The organism is Phenylobacterium sp. (genome assembly GCF_036495085.1).
In the GTDB taxonomy this organism is placed as follows: Bacteria; Pseudomonadota; Alphaproteobacteria; order Caulobacterales; family Caulobacteraceae; genus Phenylobacterium.
On the sequence record NZ_DASXNL010000194.1, the window covers coordinates 1 to 23,392 of the forward strand.

The 23,392-nt window shown below is 67.3% G+C and carries 25 protein-coding genes and 1 pseudogene; 2 read left to right on the top strand and 24 right to left on the bottom strand.

From position 1 onward, the window contains the following. The 4 genes from VGI62_RS21795 to rimP all read right to left on the bottom strand — a co-directional run. Positions 1-455 (bottom strand): IF-2-associated domain-containing protein (locus VGI62_RS21795; RefSeq protein ID WP_331506696.1); only part of this gene is annotated, 455 nt, incomplete at its 3' end. An 87-nt stretch (positions 456-542) separates the two neighbouring features. Next, on the bottom strand, positions 543-1,175 hold the full coding sequence (locus VGI62_RS21800) for an RNA-binding protein (RefSeq protein WP_331506697.1): 633 nt from the start codon (positions 1,173-1,175) through the stop codon (positions 543-545). A 128-nt stretch (positions 1,176-1,303) separates the two neighbouring features. Beyond that, the gene (gene nusA / locus VGI62_RS21805; RefSeq protein ID WP_331506698.1) at positions 1,304-3,001 is read right to left on the bottom strand and encodes a transcription termination factor NusA; all 1,698 of its coding nucleotides are present in this window, start codon (positions 2,999-3,001) and stop codon (positions 1,304-1,306) included. 13 nt (positions 3,002-3,014) lie between these two features. Further along, on the bottom strand, positions 3,015-3,563 hold the full coding sequence (rimP, locus tag VGI62_RS21810; RefSeq protein WP_331506699.1) for a ribosome maturation factor RimP: 549 nt from the start codon (positions 3,561-3,563) through the stop codon (positions 3,015-3,017). A gap of 329 nt (positions 3,564-3,892) precedes the next feature. Here rimP and VGI62_RS21815 point away from each other — a divergent pair, with 329 nt between their 5' ends. After that, entirely contained in the window at positions 3,893-4,705 is an 813-nt protein-coding gene (locus VGI62_RS21815; RefSeq protein ID WP_331506720.1) for an aminoglycoside phosphotransferase family protein, read from the top strand. A gap of 24 nt (positions 4,706-4,729) precedes the next feature. On the opposite strand, the gene VGI62_RS21820 is transcribed toward VGI62_RS21815, so the two are convergent. Further along, the gene (locus VGI62_RS21820) at positions 4,730-5,311 is read right to left on the bottom strand and encodes an NADPH-dependent FMN reductase (protein WP_331506700.1); all 582 of its coding nucleotides are present in this window, start codon (positions 5,309-5,311) and stop codon (positions 4,730-4,732) included. Between the two features lie 143 nt (positions 5,312-5,454). On the opposite strand from VGI62_RS21820, the gene ppa reads away from it, so the two are divergent. Then, complete coding sequence (ppa, locus tag VGI62_RS21825; protein ID WP_331506702.1) at positions 5,455-5,988, top strand: inorganic diphosphatase; 534 nt, start codon at positions 5,455-5,457, stop codon at positions 5,986-5,988. Positions 5,989-6,076: 88 nt separating this feature from the next. Here ppa and trmB read toward each other — a convergent pair whose 3' ends face one another. From trmB to VGI62_RS21920, 19 genes and pseudogenes are all read right to left on the bottom strand, one after another. Beyond that, the gene (gene trmB / locus VGI62_RS21830) at positions 6,077-6,754 is read right to left on the bottom strand and encodes a tRNA (guanosine(46)-N7)-methyltransferase TrmB (RefSeq protein WP_331506703.1); all 678 of its coding nucleotides are present in this window, start codon (positions 6,752-6,754) and stop codon (positions 6,077-6,079) included. Positions 6,755-6,894: 140 nt separating this feature from the next. After that, positions 6,895-8,115, bottom strand: coding sequence for a methionine adenosyltransferase (gene metK / locus VGI62_RS21835; RefSeq protein WP_331506704.1), 1,221 nt, complete (start codon positions 8,113-8,115; stop codon positions 6,895-6,897). A gap of 118 nt (positions 8,116-8,233) precedes the next feature. Further along, complete coding sequence (locus tag VGI62_RS21840) at positions 8,234-8,665, bottom strand: helix-turn-helix transcriptional regulator (RefSeq protein WP_331506705.1); 432 nt, start codon at positions 8,663-8,665, stop codon at positions 8,234-8,236. Between the two features lie 37 nt (positions 8,666-8,702). Then, on the bottom strand, positions 8,703-10,295 hold the full coding sequence (lnt, locus tag VGI62_RS21845) for an apolipoprotein N-acyltransferase (protein WP_331506706.1): 1,593 nt from the start codon (positions 10,293-10,295) through the stop codon (positions 8,703-8,705). Between the two features lie 17 nt (positions 10,296-10,312). Next, positions 10,313-11,206, bottom strand: coding sequence for a hemolysin family protein (locus VGI62_RS21850; RefSeq protein ID WP_331506707.1), 894 nt, complete (start codon positions 11,204-11,206; stop codon positions 10,313-10,315). Continuing rightward, positions 11,187-11,723 carry an rRNA maturation RNase YbeY gene (ybeY, locus tag VGI62_RS21855; RefSeq protein ID WP_331506708.1) on the bottom strand — a complete coding sequence of 179 codons (537 nt, stop codon included), beginning with the start codon at positions 11,721-11,723 and terminating at the stop codon, positions 11,187-11,189. The genes VGI62_RS21850 and ybeY overlap by 20 nt, the downstream gene beginning before the upstream one ends. Further along, entirely contained in the window at positions 11,720-12,670 is a 951-nt protein-coding gene (locus VGI62_RS21860; protein WP_331506709.1) for a PhoH family protein, read from the bottom strand. Before VGI62_RS21860 ends, ybeY begins: the two co-directional genes overlap by 4 nt. Then, positions 12,667-14,028 (bottom strand): tRNA (N6-isopentenyl adenosine(37)-C2)-methylthiotransferase MiaB, encoded by a 1,362-nt coding sequence (gene miaB / locus VGI62_RS21865; RefSeq protein WP_331506710.1) that lies wholly within the window; start codon positions 14,026-14,028, stop codon positions 12,667-12,669. The genes VGI62_RS21860 and miaB overlap by 4 nt, the downstream gene beginning before the upstream one ends. Before the next feature lie 51 nt (positions 14,029-14,079). Further along, on the bottom strand, positions 14,080-14,454 hold the full coding sequence (locus tag VGI62_RS21870; protein WP_331506721.1) for a Fur family transcriptional regulator: 375 nt from the start codon (positions 14,452-14,454) through the stop codon (positions 14,080-14,082). Positions 14,455-14,528: 74 nt separating this feature from the next. Beyond that, positions 14,529-14,990: a GNAT family N-acetyltransferase gene (locus tag VGI62_RS21875; RefSeq protein WP_331506711.1), complete on the bottom strand. Its 462-nt coding sequence runs from the start codon at positions 14,988-14,990 to the stop codon at positions 14,529-14,531. Continuing rightward, entirely contained in the window at positions 14,987-15,613 is a 627-nt protein-coding gene (tsaB, locus tag VGI62_RS21880) for a tRNA (adenosine(37)-N6)-threonylcarbamoyltransferase complex dimerization subunit type 1 TsaB (protein WP_331506722.1), read from the bottom strand. The genes VGI62_RS21875 and tsaB overlap by 4 nt, the downstream gene beginning before the upstream one ends. Positions 15,614-15,626: 13 nt before the next feature. Further along, positions 15,627-16,199 (bottom strand): NifU family protein, encoded by a 573-nt coding sequence (locus VGI62_RS21885; protein WP_331506712.1) that lies wholly within the window; start codon positions 16,197-16,199, stop codon positions 15,627-15,629. 68 nt (positions 16,200-16,267) lie between these two features. Further along, the gene (locus tag VGI62_RS21890) at positions 16,268-16,741 is read right to left on the bottom strand and encodes a universal stress protein (RefSeq protein WP_331506713.1); all 474 of its coding nucleotides are present in this window, start codon (positions 16,739-16,741) and stop codon (positions 16,268-16,270) included. 62 nt (positions 16,742-16,803) lie between these two features. Beyond that, on the bottom strand, positions 16,804-17,838 hold the full coding sequence (gene trpS, locus VGI62_RS21895) for a tryptophan--tRNA ligase (RefSeq protein ID WP_331506714.1): 1,035 nt from the start codon (positions 17,836-17,838) through the stop codon (positions 16,804-16,806). Positions 17,839-17,982: 144 nt separating this feature from the next. After that, positions 17,983-19,611 (bottom strand): murein biosynthesis integral membrane protein MurJ, encoded by a 1,629-nt coding sequence (gene murJ, locus VGI62_RS21900; protein WP_331506715.1) that lies wholly within the window; start codon positions 19,609-19,611, stop codon positions 17,983-17,985. Positions 19,612-19,699: 88 nt separating this feature from the next. Continuing rightward, positions 19,700-20,404, bottom strand: a complete 705-nt coding sequence (locus VGI62_RS21905) for a DUF1080 domain-containing protein (RefSeq protein WP_331506716.1) — start codon at positions 20,402-20,404, stop codon at positions 19,700-19,702. Positions 20,405-20,409: 5 nt separating this feature from the next. Beyond that, positions 20,410-21,063 carry a gluconate 2-dehydrogenase subunit 3 family protein gene (locus VGI62_RS21910; RefSeq protein ID WP_331506717.1) on the bottom strand — a complete coding sequence of 218 codons (654 nt, stop codon included), beginning with the start codon at positions 21,061-21,063 and terminating at the stop codon, positions 20,410-20,412. After that, positions 21,060-22,760, bottom strand: a complete 1,701-nt coding sequence (locus VGI62_RS21915) for a GMC family oxidoreductase (RefSeq protein WP_331506718.1) — start codon at positions 22,758-22,760, stop codon at positions 21,060-21,062. The genes VGI62_RS21910 and VGI62_RS21915 overlap by 4 nt, the downstream gene beginning before the upstream one ends. 3 nt (positions 22,761-22,763) lie before the next feature. Next, positions 22,764-23,392, bottom strand: a pseudogene (locus VGI62_RS21920) (hypothetical protein); the annotation flags it as partial.

The following is a 23,392-nucleotide window of genomic DNA, read 5'->3' on the forward strand; positions in this document are numbered from 1 at the left end:
GGGGCCGGGGCTTGAACCGGAGCCGGAGCAGGAGGCGGGACGCGGGCGGCCGCAGCGGCGGCCTCGGCCCGGGCCCGTTCTTCAGCGGCCCGGCGCTCGGAGGCCTGACGTTCCTGGGCAAGCTCGATGGCGCGCTGACGCGCGGCGCGCTCCTCGGCGGAGAGGCCTGACGTGTCGACGCCGCCGCCAGGCGCGCGCGCGGCGGCCGGAGCCGGCGCGGGGCGCGGTTCAAAAAGGCGTTTTTCCGCCGAGGAGGGCGCGGCAAGATTTCCGCCGCCGCCCGGCATGTGCGGGCGGGCGCGCTTGGTCTCGACGACCACCGTCTTGGAACGGCCGTGGCTGAAGCTTTGCTTCACTGTGCCGGCGCTGACCGATCCGGCCCCACGGGGCTTCAGGGTCAGGGGCTGGCGCCCGCCCGGAGCGGGGGTACGGCCGTTGTTGTTCTCGTCGCTCATGCGCTCGCTTTACTCGTCGGCCGGCGGTCCGGCCAAAGGATAGATAACAAACAGAGGCAAGCAGGGCTTTGCGGCCCCGTTGCCTTCTCAAGGCTCCTCGCGCCAACTCTCAGGAAGGAGCGGGCAGAAGCCTGACAGCCGATGAGCGTCTTGCGCCCAACGATCGGCGGCTCGCCCCGCAAGGAAGGCGGTGTGTATCACATTCTCCGCCCCTAAGGCCAAACCCAATTCCTCCGCGTTGAAGACGCCGAAAATCGGCGTCGGCGGGGATTGCTTTCGGGTCTTGCCCCAGAGCTTGCGGCGCCCGTCCGCTGAGCCGTCGGACGCCTCGATCAACCAAGCAGCCTTGCCCGCGCTGATCGCAGCCGAGACTTTTTCAAAGCCCGAGGTAAGGTCGCCCGCTCGCCTTGCAAGCCCCAGACCCGACAAAAGCCGGCGCTTGAGCAGGGATTCCACCAAATTGGCGAGATCGGACGGCGCCTGGACCTTGGCTTTTGCGGCGCGGGCGAAAAGACCCTTTCGGGCCGCGGTTTCCACCGAACCTCGGTCCGCCGCAACCCACAGTCCCCGTCCCGGGAGCTTTCGCGCGAGATCCGGGACCACCTGCCCGTCCGGCCCCGCGACGAAGCGTATCAGCAGCGCCTCGTCCATCACCTGGCCGGTGACAATATCCCGCCGCTCCCGATCCGCGGCGGCCAAGGTGGCGGGGCGATCAGTCATGACGGAGCCCTGCCAAGGGCGAGAAAGCCGCGGAAAACAAGGAGCCACGCATAGCGCAACCCGTAAGCGGGGCTCTCATTGCGTGTTTTCCGCGTCTTCCGTGGTTCCATTTGACCGCCGCTGAGCGGCTAGGCGTCCCTCGCCTCTCCGGCCAGCTCGGCTTCGGCGAAGGCTTCGGTTTCCTCGATGGGCTCTTCCTCGAGCTCGACTTCCGGTTCCGGCGGAGCCTCGACCCAGCCCATAGCCACCCGGGCGCGCATGATCAGGGCTTCGGCGTCAGCGGCCTCGAGACCGAAGGCCTCGAGGATGCCGGGCTCGCGAACCCGCTCGCCATTCTTGGTCTCGAACCAGCCGCGCAGATCGTCGGGAACCAGGTCGGCCAGGTTTTCCACCGTCTTCACATCGCCTTCGCCGAGAGCCACGGCCATCGGCAGCGTGACGCCCTCGATCTCCAGCACGGCATCCTCGACGCCGAGCTCCCGGCGCTTGGCGTCGTATTCGGCGGCGATCTTGTCCAGGGAGTCCTGCGCGCGGGCCTGAATCTCGGCGCCGGTGTCCTCATCGAAGCCCTCGATGGAGGCGATTTCCGAGACGTCGACATAGGCCACGTCCTCGACGGTAGCGAACCCTTCGGTGACCAGCAGCTGGGCGATGACCTCATCGACGTCCAGGGCTTCCTGGAAGAGGGCCGTACGTTCGGCGAACTCGCGCTGGCGGCGCTCGCTCTCCTGGCTCTCGGTCATGATGTCGATCTGCCAGCCCGTCAGCTGGCTGGCGAGGCGGACGTTCTGCCCGCGGCGGCCGATGGCCAGCGACAACTGCTCGTCAGGGACCACCACTTCGACCCGCTCGTCTTCCTCGTCCATGACGACCTTGGAGACCTCGGCCGGCGCCAGGGCGTTGACGATGAAGGTCGCCTCGTCCGGGCTCCACTGGATAATGTCGATCTTCTCACCCTGAAGTTCGGCCACCACCGCCTGCACGCGGCTGCCGCGCATGCCGACGCAGGCCCCGACCGGGTCGATCGAGGAGTCGTTGGAGACCACCGCCATCTTGGCGCGGCTTCCCGGGTCGCGGGCCACGGCGCGGATCTCGATGACCCCGTCGTAGACCTCGGGCACTTCCTGGGCGAATAGCTTGGCCATGAAGCCGCCGTGCGCTCGGCTGAGCAGGATCTGCGGGCCTTTGGTCTCCCGGCGGACGTCGTAGATGTAGCAGCGGATGCGGTCGCCGATGTTGAAGTTCTCGCGCGGGATCGACTGGTCTCGCCGCGAGATGCCTTCGCCACGGCCCAGGTCGACGACGATATTGCCATACTCGACCCGCTTGACGACGCCGTTGACGATCTCGCCGACGCGGTCCTTGAACTCCTCGTACTGGCGCTCGCGCTCGGCCTCGCGGACCTTCCCGGTCACCACTTGGCGGGCCATCTGGGTCTGCACGCGGCCGAATTCGAAGGGCGGCAGGATTTCTTCGTAGGTCTTGCCGACCACTGCGTCCTTGTCGGTGCGCTTGGCGTCGGAGAGACGCAGGATGCCTTGCGGCTCCTCGGCGGGGACCTCCTCCCCCTCCTCGCTCATGACCGTGCCGAAGCTGGCGTCGTCGGCCACCACCGTGATCACCCGCTTGACGGTCACTTCGCCGGTCTTCTGGTCGATGTTGACACGGATATCGTGCTCGGCGCCGTAGCGGGCCCGGGCGCCCTTCTGGATCGCTTCTTCGATCGCCTCGATGACGATCTCGCGATCGATGGATTTCTCGCGCGCAACCGCATCGGCGATCTGCAGCAGCTCAAGCCGGTTGGCGGAAATGCCGGTAAGGCTCATGGAATTTCCCTCTTTAGTCGGAAGTCTGTGATTGGGGATCGGTTTGCAGGCGGGCCGCGCGAACTTCGGCGCCCCGCTTCATCAGTTGATCGGTGAGAACGAGCTTGGCTTCGACGATCCAGGCGAACGGGATCAGAGCCGTCTCATCCTCGCCCTCGAGGTCGACGGCGACCTGGCCCTCATCGACGCCGGCCAGAACGCCTTTGAAGCGCTTGCGGCCCTCGGCCAGACGGTCGAGCTCGATGCGCGCCTCATGGCCCTGGTAGGTTTCGAAGTCGGCAAGCCGGGTCAGCGGCCGGTCGACGCCGGGAGACGAGACCTCGAGGGTGTATTCGCCCGCGATCGGGTCGGCGGCGTCCATCACCTCGGAGATGGCGCGGGACAGGCGGGCGCAGTCCTCGACGTTCATGTCGCCATCGGAAGGGCGTTCGGCCATAACCTGCAGGCGCCGTTGATGGTCCCCGCCCATGAGGCGAAGGCGCACAATGGCGTAGCCCGCCGCCTCGGCCACGGGGTCGAGCAACTCCAAGAGGTTCAGGTCTTCGGCGGTCTTCCCACGCATGGGCTTCGGCCTGGCTCCGGCAAAGAAAAAAGCGGCCGGGCCGGAGCCCGCCGCTCGTAGGCGCCATACAGCGCTAACGGACGATGTTGGGATGAATATAGGCGCTGGCGAGAGGTTTGTCAGCCCTGTTGAGTCGGAGGCGGTCGCTGGCTTTGGCGAGCTGACTTTCCATAGCCGGCTATTGGACCATCTTCGATGGAAGCGCACGGCCTTGGAGCCAGTAGGGTGCGGCCCGCCTCGCTCAGCGATTTTCCGCCACTTCGGAGGACGCTACCTCTAAATCTGTCGGCGCTCGACGAGCGGACGTGCAAGCTTCGCCTGTGATCGGCATGCCATTTCACCCATTCCAGCCCTGGCTCGCGCGGTGGAGCCTCTCCGTTGACGGTCAGCCGATCATCACCCGGTTTGGCAGTCGCCTCATTCCCGTGTCCCGCAACGGCGAGCAAGCGATGCTCAAGATCGCTGGTCACGAAGAAGAGCGCCGCGGTGGCGAGTTGATGGAATGGTATGGAGGCCTCGGCGCCGCCCGCGTGCTTGCGCGCGAAGGAGACGCGCTGCTGCTGGAGCGCGTGGTGGGCGAGCGGAGTCTGTCGGCGATGGCTCAATCCGGCCACGACGACGAGGCGACCCGGATCCTCTGCCGCACCGCCATGGCGCTTCACGCCCCACGCTCGCAGGCGCCGCCGCGAGGCCTCGTCCCCCTGGATGTCTGGTTCCGCGCTCTGGAGCCCGCCACGGCCCGCCACGGCGGGACCTTCGCCAAAGCAGCGGCCGCTGCGCGGGCCCTGCTCGCCGAGCCGCGGGAGCAGGTGGTCCTTCACGGAGATTTCCATCACGACAACGTCCTGGACGGCGGCGCGCGGGGCTGGCTGGTGATCGACCCGAAGGGGCTGCTCGGTGAGCGTGGCTTCGAGTACGCCAATCTCTTTCGCAATCCCGACGCGGCGACGGCGCTGGGGGATGGCCAAATGCGACGGCGGGCCACCATCGTGGCCCAGGAGGCGGCGCTGGATATCAAGCGGCTGCTGCGGTGGGTGCTCGCCTATGGCGGCCTTGGCGCGGCCTGGAGCCTCGAGAGCGGCCACGATCCTGAACCCGGCCTCGCCATCGCGGAACGGGCGGCGGCCGAGCTGGCGAGGTAAGCGTTCCGCGCCGATGTCCGTCGACTACCGAGTCGGAGTCGGAGAGCGCAGGCGGACGGTCCAGGCCATGAACGCCTCCAGATACGCTCGCAGGTACTTTGCCGTTGGTTCGTCGGTCAATCGCCCTTCAGGGTCGAACTTTTCATGGGCGCGGAAGACCAGGATCTCGGGCTGGGGCATGCAGTAGGAGTTGGTGAACTCGAAGGCCTGGCGCAGCTGGCTCTGGCCGCGGGCGCTGCCGGTGGCCCCGGGCGAGGCCCCGATAATCCCGACAGGTTTTGCGCCCAGCGGTGCGGACCGCGGCGGGCGCGAGGCCCAGTCGACGGCGTTCTTCATGACCCCGGGAACGCCGTGGTTGTATTCTGGCGTAACGAACAGCACCGCGTCGGCCGCGGCAATGGCCTCCTTCAGCGCCTTGACGCCCGGCGGGTCGCCTTGGGCCTCCACGTCACCGTTGTAGAGCGGCACATCGATCAGGTCGAAGGCCTCGAGCGCCATGCCCGGCGGCGTCATGCCCTGGGCTGCCCGTAGCAGGGCGCGATTGTAGGAGCCTTGCCGCAGGCTTCCCGCCAGACCAAGTACTCTAACGGCGGCGGCTTCAGACACGGCAGACCTCGATCCTTGTGGCGGGACAGCGTCACTATGCTCTGCGCCTTAGCCGCGCGCACGCCAAACCGGGGCTTACGGCGCGAGCGGAATAGCCCTAAAGACGCGGCCCTCCCCAACTATCGTGTCTCAAGGCCTCTTCAATGGACCTCTCCAAGATCCCCGTCGGCGTTAACCCGCCTTACGACGTCAACGCCATTATCGAGATCCCGCAGGGCGGCGAGCCGGTAAAGTACGAGATCGACAAGGATAGCGGCGCGCTTTTCGTCGATCGCTTCCTGCACACGGCGATGTTCTATCCGGGCAACTACGGCTTCATCCCACACACGCTCGCCGACGACGGCGACCCGATGGACATCATGGTGGTCGGCCAGACTCCGGTGGTGCCAGGCGCCATTATCCGGGCGAGGCCGATCGGCACCCTGATGATGGTCGACGAGGCCGGCGGCGACGAGAAGGTGCTGGCCGTACCCGTCGACGCCCTGCACCCGTTCTACACGGGGGTAGATTCCTGGCGCAGCCTGCCGGGGATCCTGACAGAGCAGATCGCCCACTTCTTTCAGCACTACAAGGACCTGGAAAAGGGCAAGTCCGTAAAGATCACCGGCTGGGCCGAACCCGAGCAAACGGCCGACCTGATCCGCGCTGCGATCGAACGCTACAAGGCGGCGACCTAAGCCGGTCGCTCCATTTGGGGGAGATGTCGGCGAAGCTGAGAGGTTTCGGCCTCCGGCCTCGAGCGCCACTTCTCCCGAAGGGCACGGGCTAGTCCACCCGGACGAAATCCAGGAATACGGGCGCGCAGTCGCCGAGGCGCTTTTCCTCGTAGCGTGTGGTGATGTGGTCGCCAGGCGCGGTGCGCCAGTCGCCGGCCTCGGCCGCCGTCCAGCGGAAGGCGGGGTTTTTCAGAAACCGCCCCAGGGACCAGTCCACGTAGTTGGCCCAGTCGCTCGCAAAGCGCAGCCGCGCGCCGGGCTTGAGCAGGCGGGCGAGCTCGGCGACGGTTTCGGCCTGGACCAGACGGCGCTTGTTGTGCCTCGCCTTGGGCCAGGGGTCCGGGAACAGGATGAAGGCGCGGTCGACGCTCGCCGCCGGCATCTGCGCCATCAGCTCTCGTGCGTCGCCGTCATGGACGCAGACGTTGGTCAGCGCCTGCTCGTCGATGTGGCGCAGCGCGCTTGCGACCCCGTTCTGGAACGGCTCGGCGCCGAGGAGGAGGATATCGGGCCGGCGCTGGGCTTGGGCGGCCATGTGCTCGCCGCCGCCAAAGCCGATTTCCAGCCAAACTTCCGCGGCATCCGGCTTCAGCATGCGCGGATCAAAAGGGCCGGCAGGCGGGCGCAGGGTCGGAAGCAGGCTTTCCATCAGCGCCGCCTGTCGAGGCTTGATGGCGCGAGTCTTCAGGCGGCCGTAGGAGCGCAGCGGCGGGTGGGCGTCGGTCATCCGATTTTCCGTGTCATCCCGGAAGCCGTGGAGAGGCTGCCTGCGGACCCATACACGCCAAACGCATCGGTGAGTTCAACATCCCCGAGGGTCTTAAGCCTTCGCGGACCGCGAAACCCGAGTAAGCGTCGAACAGCCTTTTAGGCCAGCTTGCGCAGCTCTTCCGTCAGATCGGGCCGTTCCCAGGAGAAACCGCCTTCGTTGTCGGGTTGGCGCCCGAAGTGGCCGTAGGCCGCGGTGCGGGCATAGATCGGGCGGTTGAGCTGCAGGTGCTCGCGTATGGCGCGCGGCGTCGCACCGCCAATCAGCTCCGGAAGGACAAGCTCCAGCTTCGCCGGGTCGATCTCGCCGGTGTTGTGCAGATCGACGTAGAAACTGAGGGGCTGGGCCACGCCGATGGCGTAGCTGATCTGGATTGTGCACTTCTTGGCCAGGCCGGCGGCCACGACGTTCTTGGCCAGGTAGCGGCAGGCGTATGCCGCCGATCGATCCACCTTCGTCGGATCCTTGCCGGAGAAGGCGCCGCCGCCGTGCGGCGCGGCCCCACCGTAAGTGTCGACGATGATTTTGCGGCCTGTCAGGCCCGCATCGCCGTCTGGCCCGCCGATCTCGAAGCGGCCGGTGGGATTGACGTGCCACCTGGTCTTCTTGGTGATCAGGCCCTCAGGGAAGACGCCCTCAACATAGGGTCGGATGACCTGTTCGATACGCTTAGGGGTCGCCGCGTGCAGGCCGATCCGCTTCTTGTGCTGGGTCGAGACCACGATCTGCAGCACCTCGACCGGGCGACCGTCCTCGTAGCGAAGGGTGACCTGGCTCTTGGCGTCAGGCTCCAGAACCGAACATTCGCCGGAGTGGCGCACCTCGGCGAGCTTGCGCAGGATGTCATGCGAATATTGCAGGGTGGCCGGCATCAGCGACGGAGTCTCGTCGCAGGCGTAGCCGAACATGATGCCTTGGTCGCCCGCGCCCTCGTCCTTCTTGTCGGAGGCGTCCACGCCTTGGGCGATGTGGGCGGATTGCGGGTGCAGGTGGCAGGCGTATTTGGCCTTGGCCCAGTGGAAACCCTTTTGCTCGTAGCCGATGTCCTTGATCGCCTGGCGAACCTTGGGCTCCAGCGAGCGGACGATGTCGCGCGTCATGGCCTTGTTCTCGGCCTTGGAGGCGCCCGGCCTGCCGGCGCGGACTTCACCGGCCAAGACGATCCGGTTCGTGGTCACCAGGGTCTCACAGGCCACGCGGGCCTCCGGCTCGGCGGCCAGGAACGCATCGACCACCGTGTCCGATATGCGGTCGGCGACCTTGTCGGGATGGCCTTCGGACACGCTTTCGGACGTGAAGATATAGCTGGAACGGCTCACGGCGCTTGGCTCCGGGAAGTTGACGGGGCCGCCCGATGCAGTGCGCGGCCGCTCTATAGGGTCGCAAGCCTATAAAGAAATCTTTATGTCCCGCCAAGTACGCGTTGCTTCGGTATGGCTAAGACGCCGCGCTTCCCGCCATCTCGGGCTCGCCTGCCATCGCGCGCACCAGGTCGAGGACCTTGCGCCTCACCCGGCCCTTGGGAACCTTCGGAAAGACGGAGGCGAGTTCCATGCCTTCCGGCGTCATCAGGAAATCCTGCAGCGTCGCGTGCGGCACATTCGAGCCGGGCATCTCGGTCCCGTCGCCGAGGCCGTCGTAGAAGTAGCCGATGTGGATGGAGAGCGCGCGGGCCACTTCCCAGAGCTTGGAGGCGCTGACCCGATTGGCGGCGCGTTCGTATTTCTGGACCTGCTGGAATGTCAGGCCGATGCAGTCCGCCAGGCGCTCCTGGCTCATCCCCAGCTCCTTGCGCCTCATCCGGATCCGCAAGCCCACGTGGCGATCAATGGGATTCGGGACTCGGTCGGTCTCTTCAAACTTGTCCAATGCAACTTCCCATCAAGCATCGCCGGCCGGCGGAACGTCAGGCGGCCCCTCCCCACCGCCCTCGACGATTGACGCTCGTCGAACCACGATAGGCCAAAGCGACCAGACCGGATAGCAGGAGCATTCCGGCGAAGAAGAGGTCGCCTACCTTGCTATACGGCGTAAGTTGCAGAGCTGGAGGCAGTCGCCCGTCAACTATTCCGAACCCGCCCAGCCCGAGCCGCGCGCCCGGAGCTATTCGGCCATAGCCGTCGATGATCGCCGAGACGCCGGTGGGGGTGGCCCGGACGATCGGCAAACCCTCTTCGATCGCCCGGTAGCTGGCGATATTGAGGTGCTGCAGGGGACCCGAGGTCATGCCGAACCAGGCGTCATTTGAGATATTGAGGATCCAGTCGGGGCGCAGCGCAGCGCGCGCAGCGCCGGCCCGCGTAACCCCTGGAAAGAGCGCTTCGTAGCAGATCAGCACCTGGACGGCTGGAACCCCCGAAGGCGCTATCGGCTGCGACGGCGGCCCGGCGCTGAAGTCTTCGGGCATGTGCACCAGGCTGCGGAAGCCGACCTTGGTGGCGAGTTCGCCTGCGGGCATGTACTCGCCGAACGGCACCAAGTGGTGCTTGTCGTAGACACCGGTGACGCGAAGGCCCTCGGTTTCTCGCCGGAAGGCCACCAAACTGTTGAAGTATTGCGGCGCGCCGCCTGGCCCGAGCCCGGCGCGGTTGGCGCCCATCAGGAGCGTCTGCCCCAACGCGAGCGCGTCGCGCAGCCGCAATGCATAGGCCGATCCCGGCGCCACGAGGTCGTCGATCACCGCCGGCAGGGCGCCTTCCGGCCAGATGACGATATCCGGCTGGACCGGGCCCTGGCGCTGGGTGAGGCTGACGTAGGTGTCGAAGATCTGGCTCAGGTTCTCCGGCCGCCATTTGACCTTCTGATCGATGTTGGCCTGTACGACACGGATCATCGGGGCTTGAGCTTGCGGCTTGGCGGCGCCGCCGATCCTCACCGCGCCGAACACATAGAGGCCGGCCAATGCGGCCGCGGCCAGGGCCGCAGCACCCGCCCTGCGCCGCCAGTCGGCCCTGTCGAACAGAACTGCCGGCGCGGCTGCTATGGCCAGGGTGACCCAGGTGAGCCCGTAGGCTCCGAACACCGAGGCGGCTTGCGAGGGCGCAGAGCCTGCCCGCCACGTCTCGCCCGGCAGATCCCACGGGAACCCGGTTAAGATGTTCCCGCGCAGCCATTCTAAGCCGGCAAGACAGCCTGCGAACACAAGCACGCGAGCGACGCCCGGGGGCCTCAGCGCGCGGTAGAGCAACGCCGCTGCGCCCCAGAAAAGCGCCAGTCCGGCGGCCAGCAGGACCAGCGCGAAGGGCGCCATCCAGCCCTGATCCTTGGCGTCCACCATGAAGGGCTCGGTGATCCACCAGACGCTGACGGCGAAATAGCCGACGCCGCCCAGCCAGCCGCGGAGAAAGGCCGAGCGCAACGGCCGCTCACCGCTTACGTCGACCGACGCCATGAGCAAGGCGTAACCCAGAAGGCCCGGCAGGACGCCGAACGGCGGATGCGCCGACCCGGCCGCCAGGCCGGCCCCCAAGGCCAGGCCCGGTCCCGCCCAACCGCGCATCCACCCCATCGGCGGGGTCAAGCGGGCGAGGCGGGATGGTGGGCGATCATGCGGCGCACGCGCACCCGCTTCACACGGCGCGGATCGGCGGACATCACCTCAATGGCGAAGCCGCCGGGATGGTCGACCACCTCGCGCCGCTGCGGGACGCGCCCTGCCAGCGCGTTCACCAGGCCCGCCACGGTATCGATCTCCTCGTCGAGGTCCGGCGGCGCGAGGTCGACGCCGTCGCCGATGGCGGCTTCCAGATCCTCCAGAAGGGTGCGTCCGTCGGCCACCCAACCGTCGCCGTCCTCCACGACCGGCGCAGAGCCGTCCTCGGCCACGTCGTCGTGCTCGTCGGAGATCTCGCCCACCAGGGTTTCGAGAAGGTCTTCCAGGGTCACCAGACCGTCGGTGCCCCCGAATTCATCGATCACCAGCGCCATGTGGGTATGCTCGGCGCGCATCTGGCCAAGAAGCTCGGACGCCCGCATCGAGGCCGGGACGTAGAGCACCGGGCGCACGGGGTTGTGGCGGCCGGACAGTACGCGGTCGGTCGGCCTCGGCTTGCGGACCTTCCGGGCCATGAGTTTGAAGACGTCCTTGACGTGGACCACGCCCACCGGCTCGTCCAGGGTCTCCTTGTAGACCGGCATGCGGCTGTGCTCAGCCTCGATGAACCGCGCGGTCAACTCGGCGAAGGTGCAATCCTTCGGCACCGCGACAATGTCGGCGCGAGGCTTCATGACGTCTTCCACGCGCAGGTCCTGGAAGGCGCGGGCCTGACTGACAAGCTCGCCGGTCGCCGCGGTGGGCGGCTCCACAAGCGCCGGCGCAGCCTGGGTCGGGCGGCCTCGGAAACGATCGAACAGCGACAGGATGCCCCTGTGCTTGTGGTCCGGCTCAGGCTCAGGGTCTGGGTCGCTCATGGTCTCCCTCACCGGCCAGATAGGGATCGGGGATCCCCAGCCCGGCCAGCACCACGCGCTCTAGGCCTTCCATCTCGTCGGCTTCAGCGTCGTTCATGTGGTCATATCCTAAAAGGTGCAGGACCCCATGCGCCACCAGATGCTGCAGGTGATGCGCGAGCGGCTTGCCTTGTTCGTGGGCTTCGCCGGCGCAAACGCCGTACGCCAGGGCCACGTCGCCCAGATGGTGCTCGGGATTGGCGGGAGCCGGGAAAGAAAGGACGTTCGTCGGCTTGTCCTGCCGGCGGAAGCGGGCGTTGAGATCGCGAACGCTCGCATTGTCTGTCAGCAACACGGTCACGCCGTCCCGGGCCTCCACTGACGCGTCCGCGACGAGCAGCGCGCGCGGTCCCTCCGCATCGGAGACTGCGGCTCCCAGGACGAGCTCGAGCGTCGCGGCGCCTGCGATCCGCGCCAATTCCTCGGCGTCGCCAAGCACGGCTGTCCAGGCCGGGTCTTCGATTTCGACGTCGATCAAATGGAACGCCCAACCCTGGCGGCATCGGCGTCATAGGCGCGCACGATGCGTTCGACGAGCGGATGGCGGACCACGTCCTCCGCCGAGAATCGGGTGATGGCGACGCCCTTCACGCCCTCCAGTATGCCGACCGCGTGCGCCAGGCCGCTGTCGCGCACGTTCACCAGATCGATCTGCGTCGGGTCGCCGGTAACCACCATGCGCGCGCCCTCGCCCAGGCGGGTCAGCACCATCTTCATCTGCAGGCGGGTGGCGTTCTGCGCCTCGTCGACAATGACGAAGGCGTGGGCGAGCGTGCGGCCGCGCAGAAAGGCGATCGGCGCCACCTCGATCTCGCCCTTCTCGCGGCGCCGGCGCAGCTGTTCTGCGCCCAGTATGTCAGTCAGCGCCTCCCAGACCGGCGCCATGTAGGGATCCACCTTCTCCGTGAGGTCGCCGGGCAGGAAGCCCAGCCGCTCGCCGGCCTCGACCGCGGGCCGCGAGACGATCAGCCGGTCGACCTCGCCGCGCAGCAGCAGGCCTGCGCCGTGCGCCACAGCCAGAAACGTCTTGCCGGTTCCGGCAGGGCCCAGCCCGAACACAAGTTCGCACCTGGACAGCGCCTGGAGGTATTCGGCCTGGGTCGCGGTCTTGGGCGCCACCTGGCCGCGACGCCCGATCGGAAGCGCGCCTGGGCCCGCGCCGCCGGACTTGGCGTTGCCGATCGCCACGCGAATGTCCGCTTCGCCGATCTCCAGCCCCTGGTCGGCGCGGGCCGCAATCGCCTGGACGGCCTTCTTGGCCTGGGCGCGCGCCTTTGCGTCCCCGGTCAGCGACACACCCCCGCCCGGCGTCTCAACCAGCACGTCGAAGGCGTCTTCGATGAGCGCAGCATGCCGGGAGTTGGCGCCGGAGACCGCGCGGGCCGCGGCGTCCGAGAGAGTGACGAATTCCGGGGCGCGGCTCAAATGGCCATCTCTGGGGCTTGCTCCACCACGAGCGTGCCCGCCAGGCTCATCCGGGCGGCGGCGTCGATCCGCACTGGAACGATCTGGCCGATCAAGCGATCCGGCGCGGTCGCATGGACCGCCTGCAGATAGGGACTGCGGCCGATCAACTGGCCGGGATGGCGCCCGGCACGCTCGAACAGCACCGGCAGCACCTTGCCCACCTGCGCAGCGTTGAAGCCGCGGGCCTGCTCGTCGAGCAGCGCGTTCAGCCGCGCCAGGCGCTCATCCTTCACCGCCTCGTCCACCTGACCCGGCATGGCCGCAGCCGGCGTCCCTGGCCGGCGGGAGTACTTGAACGTGAAGGCCGTCGCGTAACTGCACTCGCGCACGAGGTTGAGCGTCGCCTCGAAGTCGCTGTCACGCTCGCCCGGAAACCCCACGATGAAATCGCCGGAGATGGCGATGTCGGGCCGGCCGCGACGAATCTTCTCGATCAGCCGCACGTAGCTTTCGGCCGTGTGCGCGCGGTTCATGGACTTCAGCACCCGGTCCGATCCCGACTGCACGGGCAAGTGCAGGTAGGGCATGAGGGCCGGGACCTCGGCATGGGCGGCGATCAGGGCTTCGTCCATGTCGCGCGGATGGCTGGTGGTGTAGCGGATGCGGTCGAGGCCCTCGATCGTAGCCAGGCGACGCACCAGGGCCGCAAGTCCGCCTTCGCCGGCGTAGGCGTTGACGTTCTGGCCCAGCAGGGTGACCTCGCGCACGCCTTGCCCGGCCAGGTCACGAGCCTCCGCCTCGATGGCCTCGGCCGGCCGCGACCACTCGCCCCCGCGCGTGTATGGCACCACGCAGAAGGTGCAGAACTTGTCGCAGCCCTCCTGCACAGTGAGGAAGGCGGTGACGCCGGTGGCGTGCCGGCCGGCCGGCGCGAGGGCGTCGAACTTGTCCTCTGGCGCGAAGTCGGCGGCGAGCCGCTCGCCGCGGGCGCGATGCGTGCGCGCGATCAGTTCGGGGAGTTGATGGTAGGCCTGCGGGCCCACGACCAGGTCGACGGCGGGCTGGCGGCGCATGATTTCCTCGCCCTCCGCCTGGGCGACGCAGCCGGCGACGGCGATGGTCATCCGCGCCCCGCCGTCGGCGACGCGCTCGTCGCGCATCTCCTTGAGCTTGCCGAGCTCGGAATAGACCTTCTGGGTGGCCTTCTCGCGGATATGGCAGGTGTTCAGCACCACCAGATCCGCGCCCTCCGGGCTGTCGGTCATGGCATAGCCCAGCGGCGACAGCACATCGGCCATCCGCTCGCTGTCGTAGACGTTCATCTGACAGCCGTAGGTCTTGATGAAGAGGCGCTTGGAAGGCGCAGGAGCGGTCATAAGCGGGGTTATGGGGTGGGCGGGGAAGCGGCGCAAGTTCGCGCCGTGCGGCTACTTCTCCTCGAGTGGCATCCCGTAGAGCTCCAGGCGATGGTCCACCAGCCGGTAACCGAGCTTCCTGGCGATGGCGTCCTGCAGGGCCTCGATCTCCGGATCCATGAACTCCACGACCTTGCCGGTCTTCATGTCGATCAGGTGGTCGTGGTGCTGGTCGGGGTGCTCCTCGTAGCGGGAGCGGCCGTCGCGGAAGTCGTGGCGGGTGATGATGCCGGCCTCATCGAAGAGGCGCACGGTTCGGTAGACGGTGGCTATGGAAATGTGCGGATCGACCGCGTGGGCGCGGCGGTGCAGCTCCTCCACATCGGGATGATCGTGCGCCTCGGAGAGCACGCGCGCGATGACCCGGCGCTGCTCGGTCATGCGCATACCCTTCTCCACGCAGAGCTTTTCGATGCGGTCCGACACTGGGCTTGCGACTCCTCGTTGCCACCAGAATAGGTCTAAGCGGCGGCGGCGTTAAGGTCGAGACGCATCACCAGGGCGTCCATCACTCCGTCCGCCCCCCGATCATAGTAGGCCTTGCGCAGACCCGCCTTGCCGAAGCCGAGCCGCCTGTAGAGGGCGATGCCCGCCTCGTTGTCGACCGCGACCTCCAGGAAGACCTCCTGGGCGCCAAGCTCGCGGGCGACGGGCAGCGCCACGGCGAGCAAGGCGCAGGCCACACCCCGGCGTCGCGCCGTTGGAGCAACCCCCAGGGTCAAGACCTCCATCTCGCCGGCCGCGACCCGACACAGGATGACCCCCAGGGGCGCGGCCTGGTCGTCGGCGGCCAGAAAGCCATAGATCCCCTCGCCGTCCAGCAGGTCCTCGAACTCGTCCTCGCGCCAGGAGCCCGCGAAGGCCAAGGCGTGGACGGCGGCCATGGCCTCGCACTCCGCCGGGCCGGCTCGGACCAGTTTCATGCCGGCAGCTTGGCGTCAGGGGCGCGCAGGTAGAGCGGCTTCAGCGGCCCGGGCTCGCGTCCGCCGGCGAGTCGGGCGACCTGGCGGGCGTCGGCGCCCTCGGCGGCAAGGACGCGCGCGGCGGGCGCCAGGTCGGCGAGCAGGGATGCGCCGGAGCCCGCCAGCGTGAAGGGGCGCCCCTGCGACAGTTCCGCCACGCGGGCCGCGGCGATCTCTAAAGTGACCGCGTCAGGGGCCATCAAGGCGCGGCCATCCTCAAAGGCCTGCAGGTAGAGCTGGCCGCGGCGGGCGTCTATGGCCGGGAAAACCAGGCCGTCAGCGCTCGCAGCGAGCGCCTCCAACGTGCCGATCCCGACGGCGGGCCTGTCAAGAGCCAGGGCCAGTCCCTTGGCGAAAGCGATGCCGACGCGCAGGCCGGTGAAGGAGCCCGGGCCGAGCGTGACTGCGATCCGATCGAGGCGAACGAAGGCGAGGCCCGCCTGGGCCATGGCCTCCTGCGCCATGGGCGCCAGGCGCTCCTGATGTCCTCTCGCCATGACCTCACGCCCATGGCCGAGCACCCGCTCACCGTCGAGCACCGCGACCGAACAGCTTGAGAGGCAGGTATCCAGCGCCAGGACGATCATCCGCTCGCTTCTAGAGCGTTTGTTCGACCGCCGTCACTTCCGGGACGTAGTGCTTGAGCATGTTCTCGACCCCCGCCTTCAGCGTCGCCGAGGAAGACGGGCACCCGGAGCAGGCGCCGCGCATGTTGAGGTAGACGACGCCGGTCTTGTCATCGAAGCGCGAGAACAGGATGTCGCCGCCGTCCTGGGCCACCGCGGGGCGGATGCGGGTGTCCAGCAAATCCTTGATCTCAGCGACGATCTGGGCGGTCTCGCCCTCGTAGACGCCTTCGTCATGGCCGCCTGCGCTGTCATCGGCGCCGGCGAAGAGCGGCTGGCCGGAGGTGAAGTGATCCATGATGGCCGCCAGGATCGGCGCTTTCAGGTGGCTCCAATCGTGGCCCTCGGCCTTGCCGACGGTCAGGAAATCCGGGCCGAAGAAGACGCGCGTGACGCCATCGATCGCGAAGATCTCGGAGGCGAGCGTCGAGACGACGGCCGCCTCGGCGTCACGAAAGTCCCGCGTACCCTCGCCCATCACCTCGCGGCCGGGCAGGAACTTCAACACCTCGGGGTTCGGCGTGGTTTCTGTCTGAATGAACATGGGCGAGATGTGGCGCCGCGAGCGAGCAGGCGCAAGTTCGCCGATCGTCCCGCCCCATGGAGGAAGCGCTACGCCAGGTCGGCGACCTCAGCGTCGGTCAGGTCGCCGGGCACCAACGTCACCGGCACCTTGCGCGCGCCCCAGGTGACGCCTTCCTTCGCGAGCGCGGCGATCAGCGGCCCCGGGCCCCTGCCGCCTACGGCCGCCGCCAGGACCAGGATCTTGATATCCGGATCGGCGCCGATGACCTGGCGAAGGCCCGCGCGCATGTTGTCGGCGTTGACGATCAGATATTCCGGCGGGAGGCCGGTTTCGGCCTGAACGAAGGCGGCGGATTGCTGCAGGACCGCCTCGGCTTCATCACGCGCCTGGCGCTCGATCTCTTCGCGCACGCCGCTCCAGTGTTCGAACACCGCCGGCTCGATAACCCGCAGAATCGCCACATGTCCGCCGGTAGACCGCGCCCGACGGCAGGCGAAGCGAAGCGCTGTCTGGAACTCCGGCGTGTCGTCGGAAACGACCAGGAACTTGCGCTTGCTCATCAGCAGACGGTGACGCGCCGGCAAAAGCTACGCAAGAGGGCGTTCGTCAGGCGGCTCTCCCGTCAACCGGCCCAGTAGCCCACGATCTTCTTCACCTCGGCAAGCGTCGGCGCAGCCTCTTCCCGCGCGCGTTCGGCGCCCCTGGCGAGTATGCGATCGATCTCGCCCTTGTCTGCCAAGAGGCGGCGCATCTCGCCGGCGATCGGGCTCATCACCGAAACCGCGAGGTCGGCCAACTTCGGCTTGAAGATCCCAAAGCCTTGACCCGCGAATTCGCTCAGCACGTCCTGCGCCTCACGACCGGACAGCGCCGCGTAGACCCCGATCAGGTTTTGCGCCTCGGCCCGGCCTGCCAGATCCTCCAGCTTCTCCGGCAGGACGTCGGCGTCGGTGCGCGCCTTGCGGATCTTCTGGCTGATGGCGTCGGCGTCGTCGGTGAGGTTGATCCGCGAATTGTCCGAGGGGTCGGATTTGGACATCTTCACCGCCCCGTCGCGCAAGGACATGATCCGAGCGCCCGGCCCCTGGGTCAGGGCCTCCGGCAAGGGGAAGAAGCCCTCGACGTCGAAATCGTGGTTGAACTTCGCGGCGATGTCGCGGGTCAGTTCCAGATGCTGCCTCTGGTCATCGCCCACCGGCACGTGGGTGGCCTTGTAGACGAGGATGTCGGCCGCCTGGAGCACCGGGTAGGTGTAGAGCCCGACGCTCTCCCGCTCCTTGTGCTTTCCGGCCTTGTCCTTGAACTGGGTCATCCGATCGAGCCAGCCCAGCCGCGCGACGCAGTTGAACACCCAGGCCAGCTCGGCATGCGCCGGCACGGCGGACTGGGCGAAGATGGTGGCCACCTTCGGGTCGAGGCCCGTGGCCAGATAGGCTGCGGCGATCTCGCGAACCTGGTCCTTCAGCTTCGCTGGGTCCTGCCAGGCGGTGATCGCGTGCAGGTCGGCGACGAAGATGAAGGTCTCGACCTCATGCTGCAGTCGCGCGAACTTCACCAGGGCGCCTAGGTAATTGCCCAGGTGCAGATCGCCGGACGGCTGGACGCCGGAGAGCACGCGCGGCTTGCCTGCGTAAGGGGCCGTAGCTTGGTCGGTCATGGGATAGGCTTCTGAGGCTGGAGGGCGTTTGGGCGCAAGGCCCCGCGTGGCGGTTCGTTCAGCGGGTCAGCGCCATCGTCCCACGAGCAAGCCAAAGGTCTGCGAGCCAGAAGTCATACGGGGGGGAATAAGCGCCTGGTCGGCCTACGGCAAGCCCGAGGCGACGGGGCCGGTGTCGCCCTTGCGCCGCTTGAGTGCGGCGCGCGCCTCTGCCGGGGTGACGCCCCCGAACGCGAACAGCAGAGCCGGGTAAAGGGCTGAGCCCGCCAGGCAAACCAGCAGAACGGTGACTTCCTTGGCGTACCTGAAGCCCGCCATCGGAGCCTCGAGGATGTGGCGGTAGTGCGATGCGAGCGCCAGCGCGACTCCCAGCCCCAGGCAGGCGGCGGCAACGCGCACGATCTTGCCCGTCGCCCGCGCCGAGGGCCGCCAGGTGTCGTCGCGCCAGAGCTTCACGACCATCTGCAGGACCGTAAGCCAGGACGCCGCCGCGGTGGCCAGGGCGATCCCTGGAAAGCCGATCGTGAAGAACAGGCTGACACCGAGCGCGATGTTCACCCCCACGGAGATCAGCGAGTAGTTCATCGGTCGGCGTGTGTCGCCGCGAGCGAAGAAGGCCGGCTGAAGAATCTTGATCAGCACGAATGCCGGTACGCCCCAGCCGTAGTGGAAGAGGAGTGAGGCCGACGCAGCGGCGTCAGCGGGCGTGAAATTTCCCCTCGAGAACAGGCCCTCGCAGAGGTAGCCCGGCATCGCCATCAGCGCTGCGGCGGCCGGCAGGCTCAGCGCCAGGCCGAACACCACCGCCTGGTCCATGGCGGCGTTGGCGTCGTCGTGGTCCTTCATCTGCAGCGCGCTCGACAGCCGCGGCAGCAGGGCGACGCCGATGGCCACGCCCACCAGGCTGAGCGGCAGCTGGTAAAACCGCTCGGCGATGTTCAGCCAGACCCGCATCCCGGGCACCTGGCTCGCCAGCATGGCGGAGATGAAGAGGTTGATCTGGGTGGCGCTGGAGGCGATCACGCCAGGGATCATGCGGCGGATGAGGGCTCGGATCGGGGGGGTCAGGCGAAGGCGGCTGGGCCGGATCCGGGCTCCGGTCTTATGTGCGCCCCACCAGCAGAGCGCAGCCTGCCCGATCCCAGCGACGATCACCCCGATGGACGCCGCAAAGGCCGCGCGCGTCGGATCCTTCTGCGGCAGCACCGCCACGAGCATCACCACGTTCAGGATCGTCGGATAGAGGCCGTAGATTATGAACCGGCCGCGGGCCTGCAGGACGCCGGCGAACAACGCGGCGATCACCATGCAGGGCAGGTACGGCATGGTGATCTGGGTGAGGATCACGGCCAGCTTGAACTTCTCGGGATTGTCCAGGAAGCCGAAGCTGTAGACCCGCATCAGCCAGGGCATCGCCAATTGACAGGCGACGGTGATGGCGATCATCGCCGCGGCCATGGTGACCAGCGCGTCGGCGGCGAAATTGTCCGCGGACTGCTCGCCGTCCGCCGCGAGCCGTTTCGAGTAGTCCGGAACGAAAGCGGCCGCGAACGCGCCCTCGGCGAACATCCGGCGGAACAGGTTCGGGAAGGTCAGCGCCGTATAGTATGCGTCGCCCGCGATGTTGCCGCTTCCCCCCAGCCGGGCCGTGATCACCAGATCGCGCGCCAGGCCCAGGAATCGGCTGACCAGCGTCAGTCCCGAGTAGATTGCCGAGGATCGCAGCAGGCCTGAGGGCTTCTTCGCCGCTGCTGCAGGAATTGTGGCTGTCACGGAGGCGGCGTCTCGGCGGAAATGGGCGACTCGGGTGGGCAAACTAGCCTGCGTTCGAACCTCGCGCGCGATGCAAATTGGCGCGGGCCTACTTCAGAACCTTGATCTTGATGTTCTTAAACCAGACCTCGTCGCCGTGGTTTTGCAAGGCGATCGCGCCCGTCTTGCCGGTGGCGAACTGCGGCCAGCGTTTGAATTTGCTGGCCGCGACCCTGGCCTTGAAGTCGGGCGAGCCGATCTCGTACTCGACGATTTTCACCCCATTCAGCCAGTGCTGGACCTTGCCGTGATCGACGACCAGGCGACTGTGATTGAACTCGCCCACAGGTAGGGTCATGTCACGTGTCGGCGCATAGAGCGCAAACAGCGACCCCGCCCGTTCGAGCGGCGGCTCGCCGCGGGAATTGTCCAGGAGCTGATACTCCGGGCCGCTCTCATAGGTCTCGTCGCCGACATCGATCACATGGAACATCACCCCGGAGTTCCCCCTCGAGCTGATCTTCCAGTCGAACGTGAGTTCGAAATTCTCGAAATTCTGCTTGGTGACAAGGTCCTTGGAGGTCTGGGGATCGGGGCCCAGCGCGCCGTCGATGACCTGCCATCCAGAGTCAGGCCGAGGGGTTTTGAATCCACGCCAGCCGTCGGTGGTCTTGCCGTCGAACAGGAGTTTCCAGCCGGCCGCTTTCTCCGCTGGCGTCAGCGTGTTGGGCGCCGGCGTCGGAGCGGACTTCACAGCGGCGAAGGCGCCGCTGGCGATGAGGGCCAGGCACAAGCCGAGCGCGAGGGTTTTCATCACCGTCATCCTTGGAGGCCGAGTTTCTGGAGTTCGCGCTCGAGCGCGGCTCGCACCTCGACGGAGGGTCCCGGATCGGCGGCCCGCGCGACGTTGCCGATATAGCCGATATCCTTGAAGCCGGCCTCGGTGGTGTAGTAGGCGCCGATAGTCAGATACCTGAACCGCTTGAAAAACGCGGCGCTCGCGGGATCAGCCGAATTCGGCAAGGCCGCCAAGGCCGCGCCTCGCGCCGCGGCGCCGGCCTTCAGCACCTTGCCGCTGAGCGCGTTGATGCCGTTCAGGATGATCGGCCGGTCCTTGAGTTGGTCAGGGTAGGGAGCGCTCACCCACTCGTCGATGAAGTCGGGCACGCCGAGCGCGCCGGCCGAGGGCGCAGCGCCGCTGGCGGGCAGGATGAAGTCGGCCAGGATCGCGGCCGTCTGGAGCTGAGCATCGATCATGATCCGCGACCAGGGCGCCTTCTCGGGCTTGGTGAGCTTCGGGTCGCCACCGTACCCGGCGGTCGAGCGCTGACCGCCCATTTTCGGGCCATAGACGATGACGCCTGCGCCGACAGCGCTCGCCGCGCCGACCACGCCGATCCAGGCCAGGGCGGTGCGCCGGTCCACCTTGGAGACGTAGGGCGCGGGTTCGCGGGGGTCGGGCGCGCCGGTCATAGGGCCCCCTGTTTGGCGAGCGTGGCCAGATGGTCGCTCGAGCGCCAGGCCAGCGCCAGGATTGACAGCGTCGGGTTCTTGTCAGGGCTGGAGACCAGCACCGCTCCGTCGGTGACGAAGAGGTTCGGCACCGCCCAGCTCTGCCCGTACTGATTGACCACGGAGTCTGCTTCCGAGTGGCCCATTCTCACCGTGCCCACCTCGTGGATCATTTCCCCGCCCTTCGAGATGGCCTTCCTGCCGTCGGTCTCGATCTCTCCGAGAGGCTTGCCGCCGAGACGGTCGATGACCTCCAAGAAGGTCTTGACCATATGCGCGGCCTGCCTGGTCTCGCTCTCACCCCACTTCCAGTGGAAACGCAGGACGGGAATGCCCCACCGATCCTTCGCGGTCGGGTCGAGCTCGCAATAGCAGTCGTCGTTGGGGATCATCTCGCCGCGACCGTTGAAACCGATGACGCTGCCAAACCTGTTGCGGAGCTTGTTGCGCAGGTCATCGCCGACCGCGGCCGTGTCCTCATGCAGCAGGCCCGCCATGCCCATGGAGGGCATGCGCCGGCCGCCACCGATCTCGATGTGGTAGCCGCGCGGGAAGCCAAGCTCCTGCTGCTTCCTGTAGCCCCACCATGGGACATAGGTGTGCTCGGTGCCCTGGCCGTCATCATTGGTCGGCGGCAGGCCCTCAAGCCCCGGAAACTGGCCTGAGACGCCCAGACCCACGCTGTCCATCAGGTAGCGGCCGACCATTCCGTGAGTGTTGCAGAGCCCGTTGGGGAAGCCGGCGCTCTTGGAATTGAGCAGGATGCGCGCGGTCTCCCCGGAGCCGGCGGCCAGGACCACCGACTTGGCGGTCACCGAATGGTGCTCGCCGGTCCTACGATCGACGAACGAGACGCCCTTGGCCTTGCCGGCCTTGTCCAGGTCGACCTGGTAGACGAGCGCATCGGTCCGGATGGTGAGGTTGCCGGTGGCCTTGGCCGGCGGCAGCAGCACCGTTGTCGATTGGAAGTTCGCCCCGATCGCGCAACCGCGACCGCAAGGGGTTGCGAACAGGCAGCTGTTTCGGCCCTCCATGGCTTGCGTGACCACGGCCCCGTGCATGGGGATCACCGGGATGCCCATGGCCTTGAAGGCCCGCTCGTAGAAGATCTCAAAGGCTCGCGGCGGCGCGGATTCCATTAGGCAGCCGGGCGGCGAGTCCGGTGTGTTCAAAAGGTTCCGCGGTGGCGCCGCGCCTGAGACACCAATCAGCTTTTCGGTCTTGTCGTACCAGGGCGCGAGGTCGTCGTAGGTGATCGGCCAGTCATAGCCAAGGCCGTCGCGGCTATAGGGTTTGAAGTCGAGGGGGCCGAACCGCAGGGCGATGCGGCCCCAGTGATTGGTCCGCCCGCCGAGCATTCGCGGCCGCCACCAGGTGAAGGGCTCCGAGCCCTCGGCGACGGTGTAAGGTTCCCCCGGCACCTCCCAGCCGCCGTCGACGGTGGCGTCGTAGAAACCGAACGGCTTGTCGGGCGTGCCGACGCCCCGCAGCGGCGCCTCTGCGTTGGTGTTGAACATCGGAGTTTCGGTGACCGGGTCGTAGTTGCGACCGGCTTCCAGCATCAGCACCTTCAGGCCTGAGCGCGTAAGGTGATAGGCGCTCATGCCTCCGCCGGCGCCCGAGCCGACGATGATCACATCGTGTTCGTCGCTCGCCATTCGCTAGCCTCCGGTCCGCGCCGGAACGGGCACATAGGTTTCCAGGGTCTCGTCGGGCAGGCGCACGACCATCCCGGTCTCGGCGGACTTGTAGAGCGCCATCACCATCTTCACGACTTCGACGCCGTCCTCGAAGGTCTCGAGCGGCGTGCGGCCATGGCGGAAGCAGTCGACCATGTGGCGGTTCTCGCCGATGTAGCCATAGACGCCGGCCTCGTCCTCGACGATGGGCATCAGCCCCTGCTCGGCGTTCTGCTTCTCCACCAGGTCCTCGCCGCCCTCGCCGGTGATCGCGCGGGAGAGGAAGACCTTCAGGGACGGGTTCAGGGAGGAGAACTCCATGGCGTACTCGGGCCCCAGCAGGGCCAGGTCGATGCGCAGGCCAGGCCCCACATAGGACCATGAGGTCGAGGCCTCGACGATCAGCTCCTGGCCGGTCTCGTCCTCGAGCGTGATGGTGGCGCGGGCGAAGTCCTCGACCGGATGGGCCCGCATCTCCACGCCCTTGAAGTCGTGGGCCAGGACCTTGGCGTACTTGGCCTGCGTCCACTTCAGGTAGCCGACCGAGCCCTGCACGGCCTTCACCGTGAGCGAGTTGCGCGGCGCGTCGGGCTTGGTCAGCAGGAAGCGGC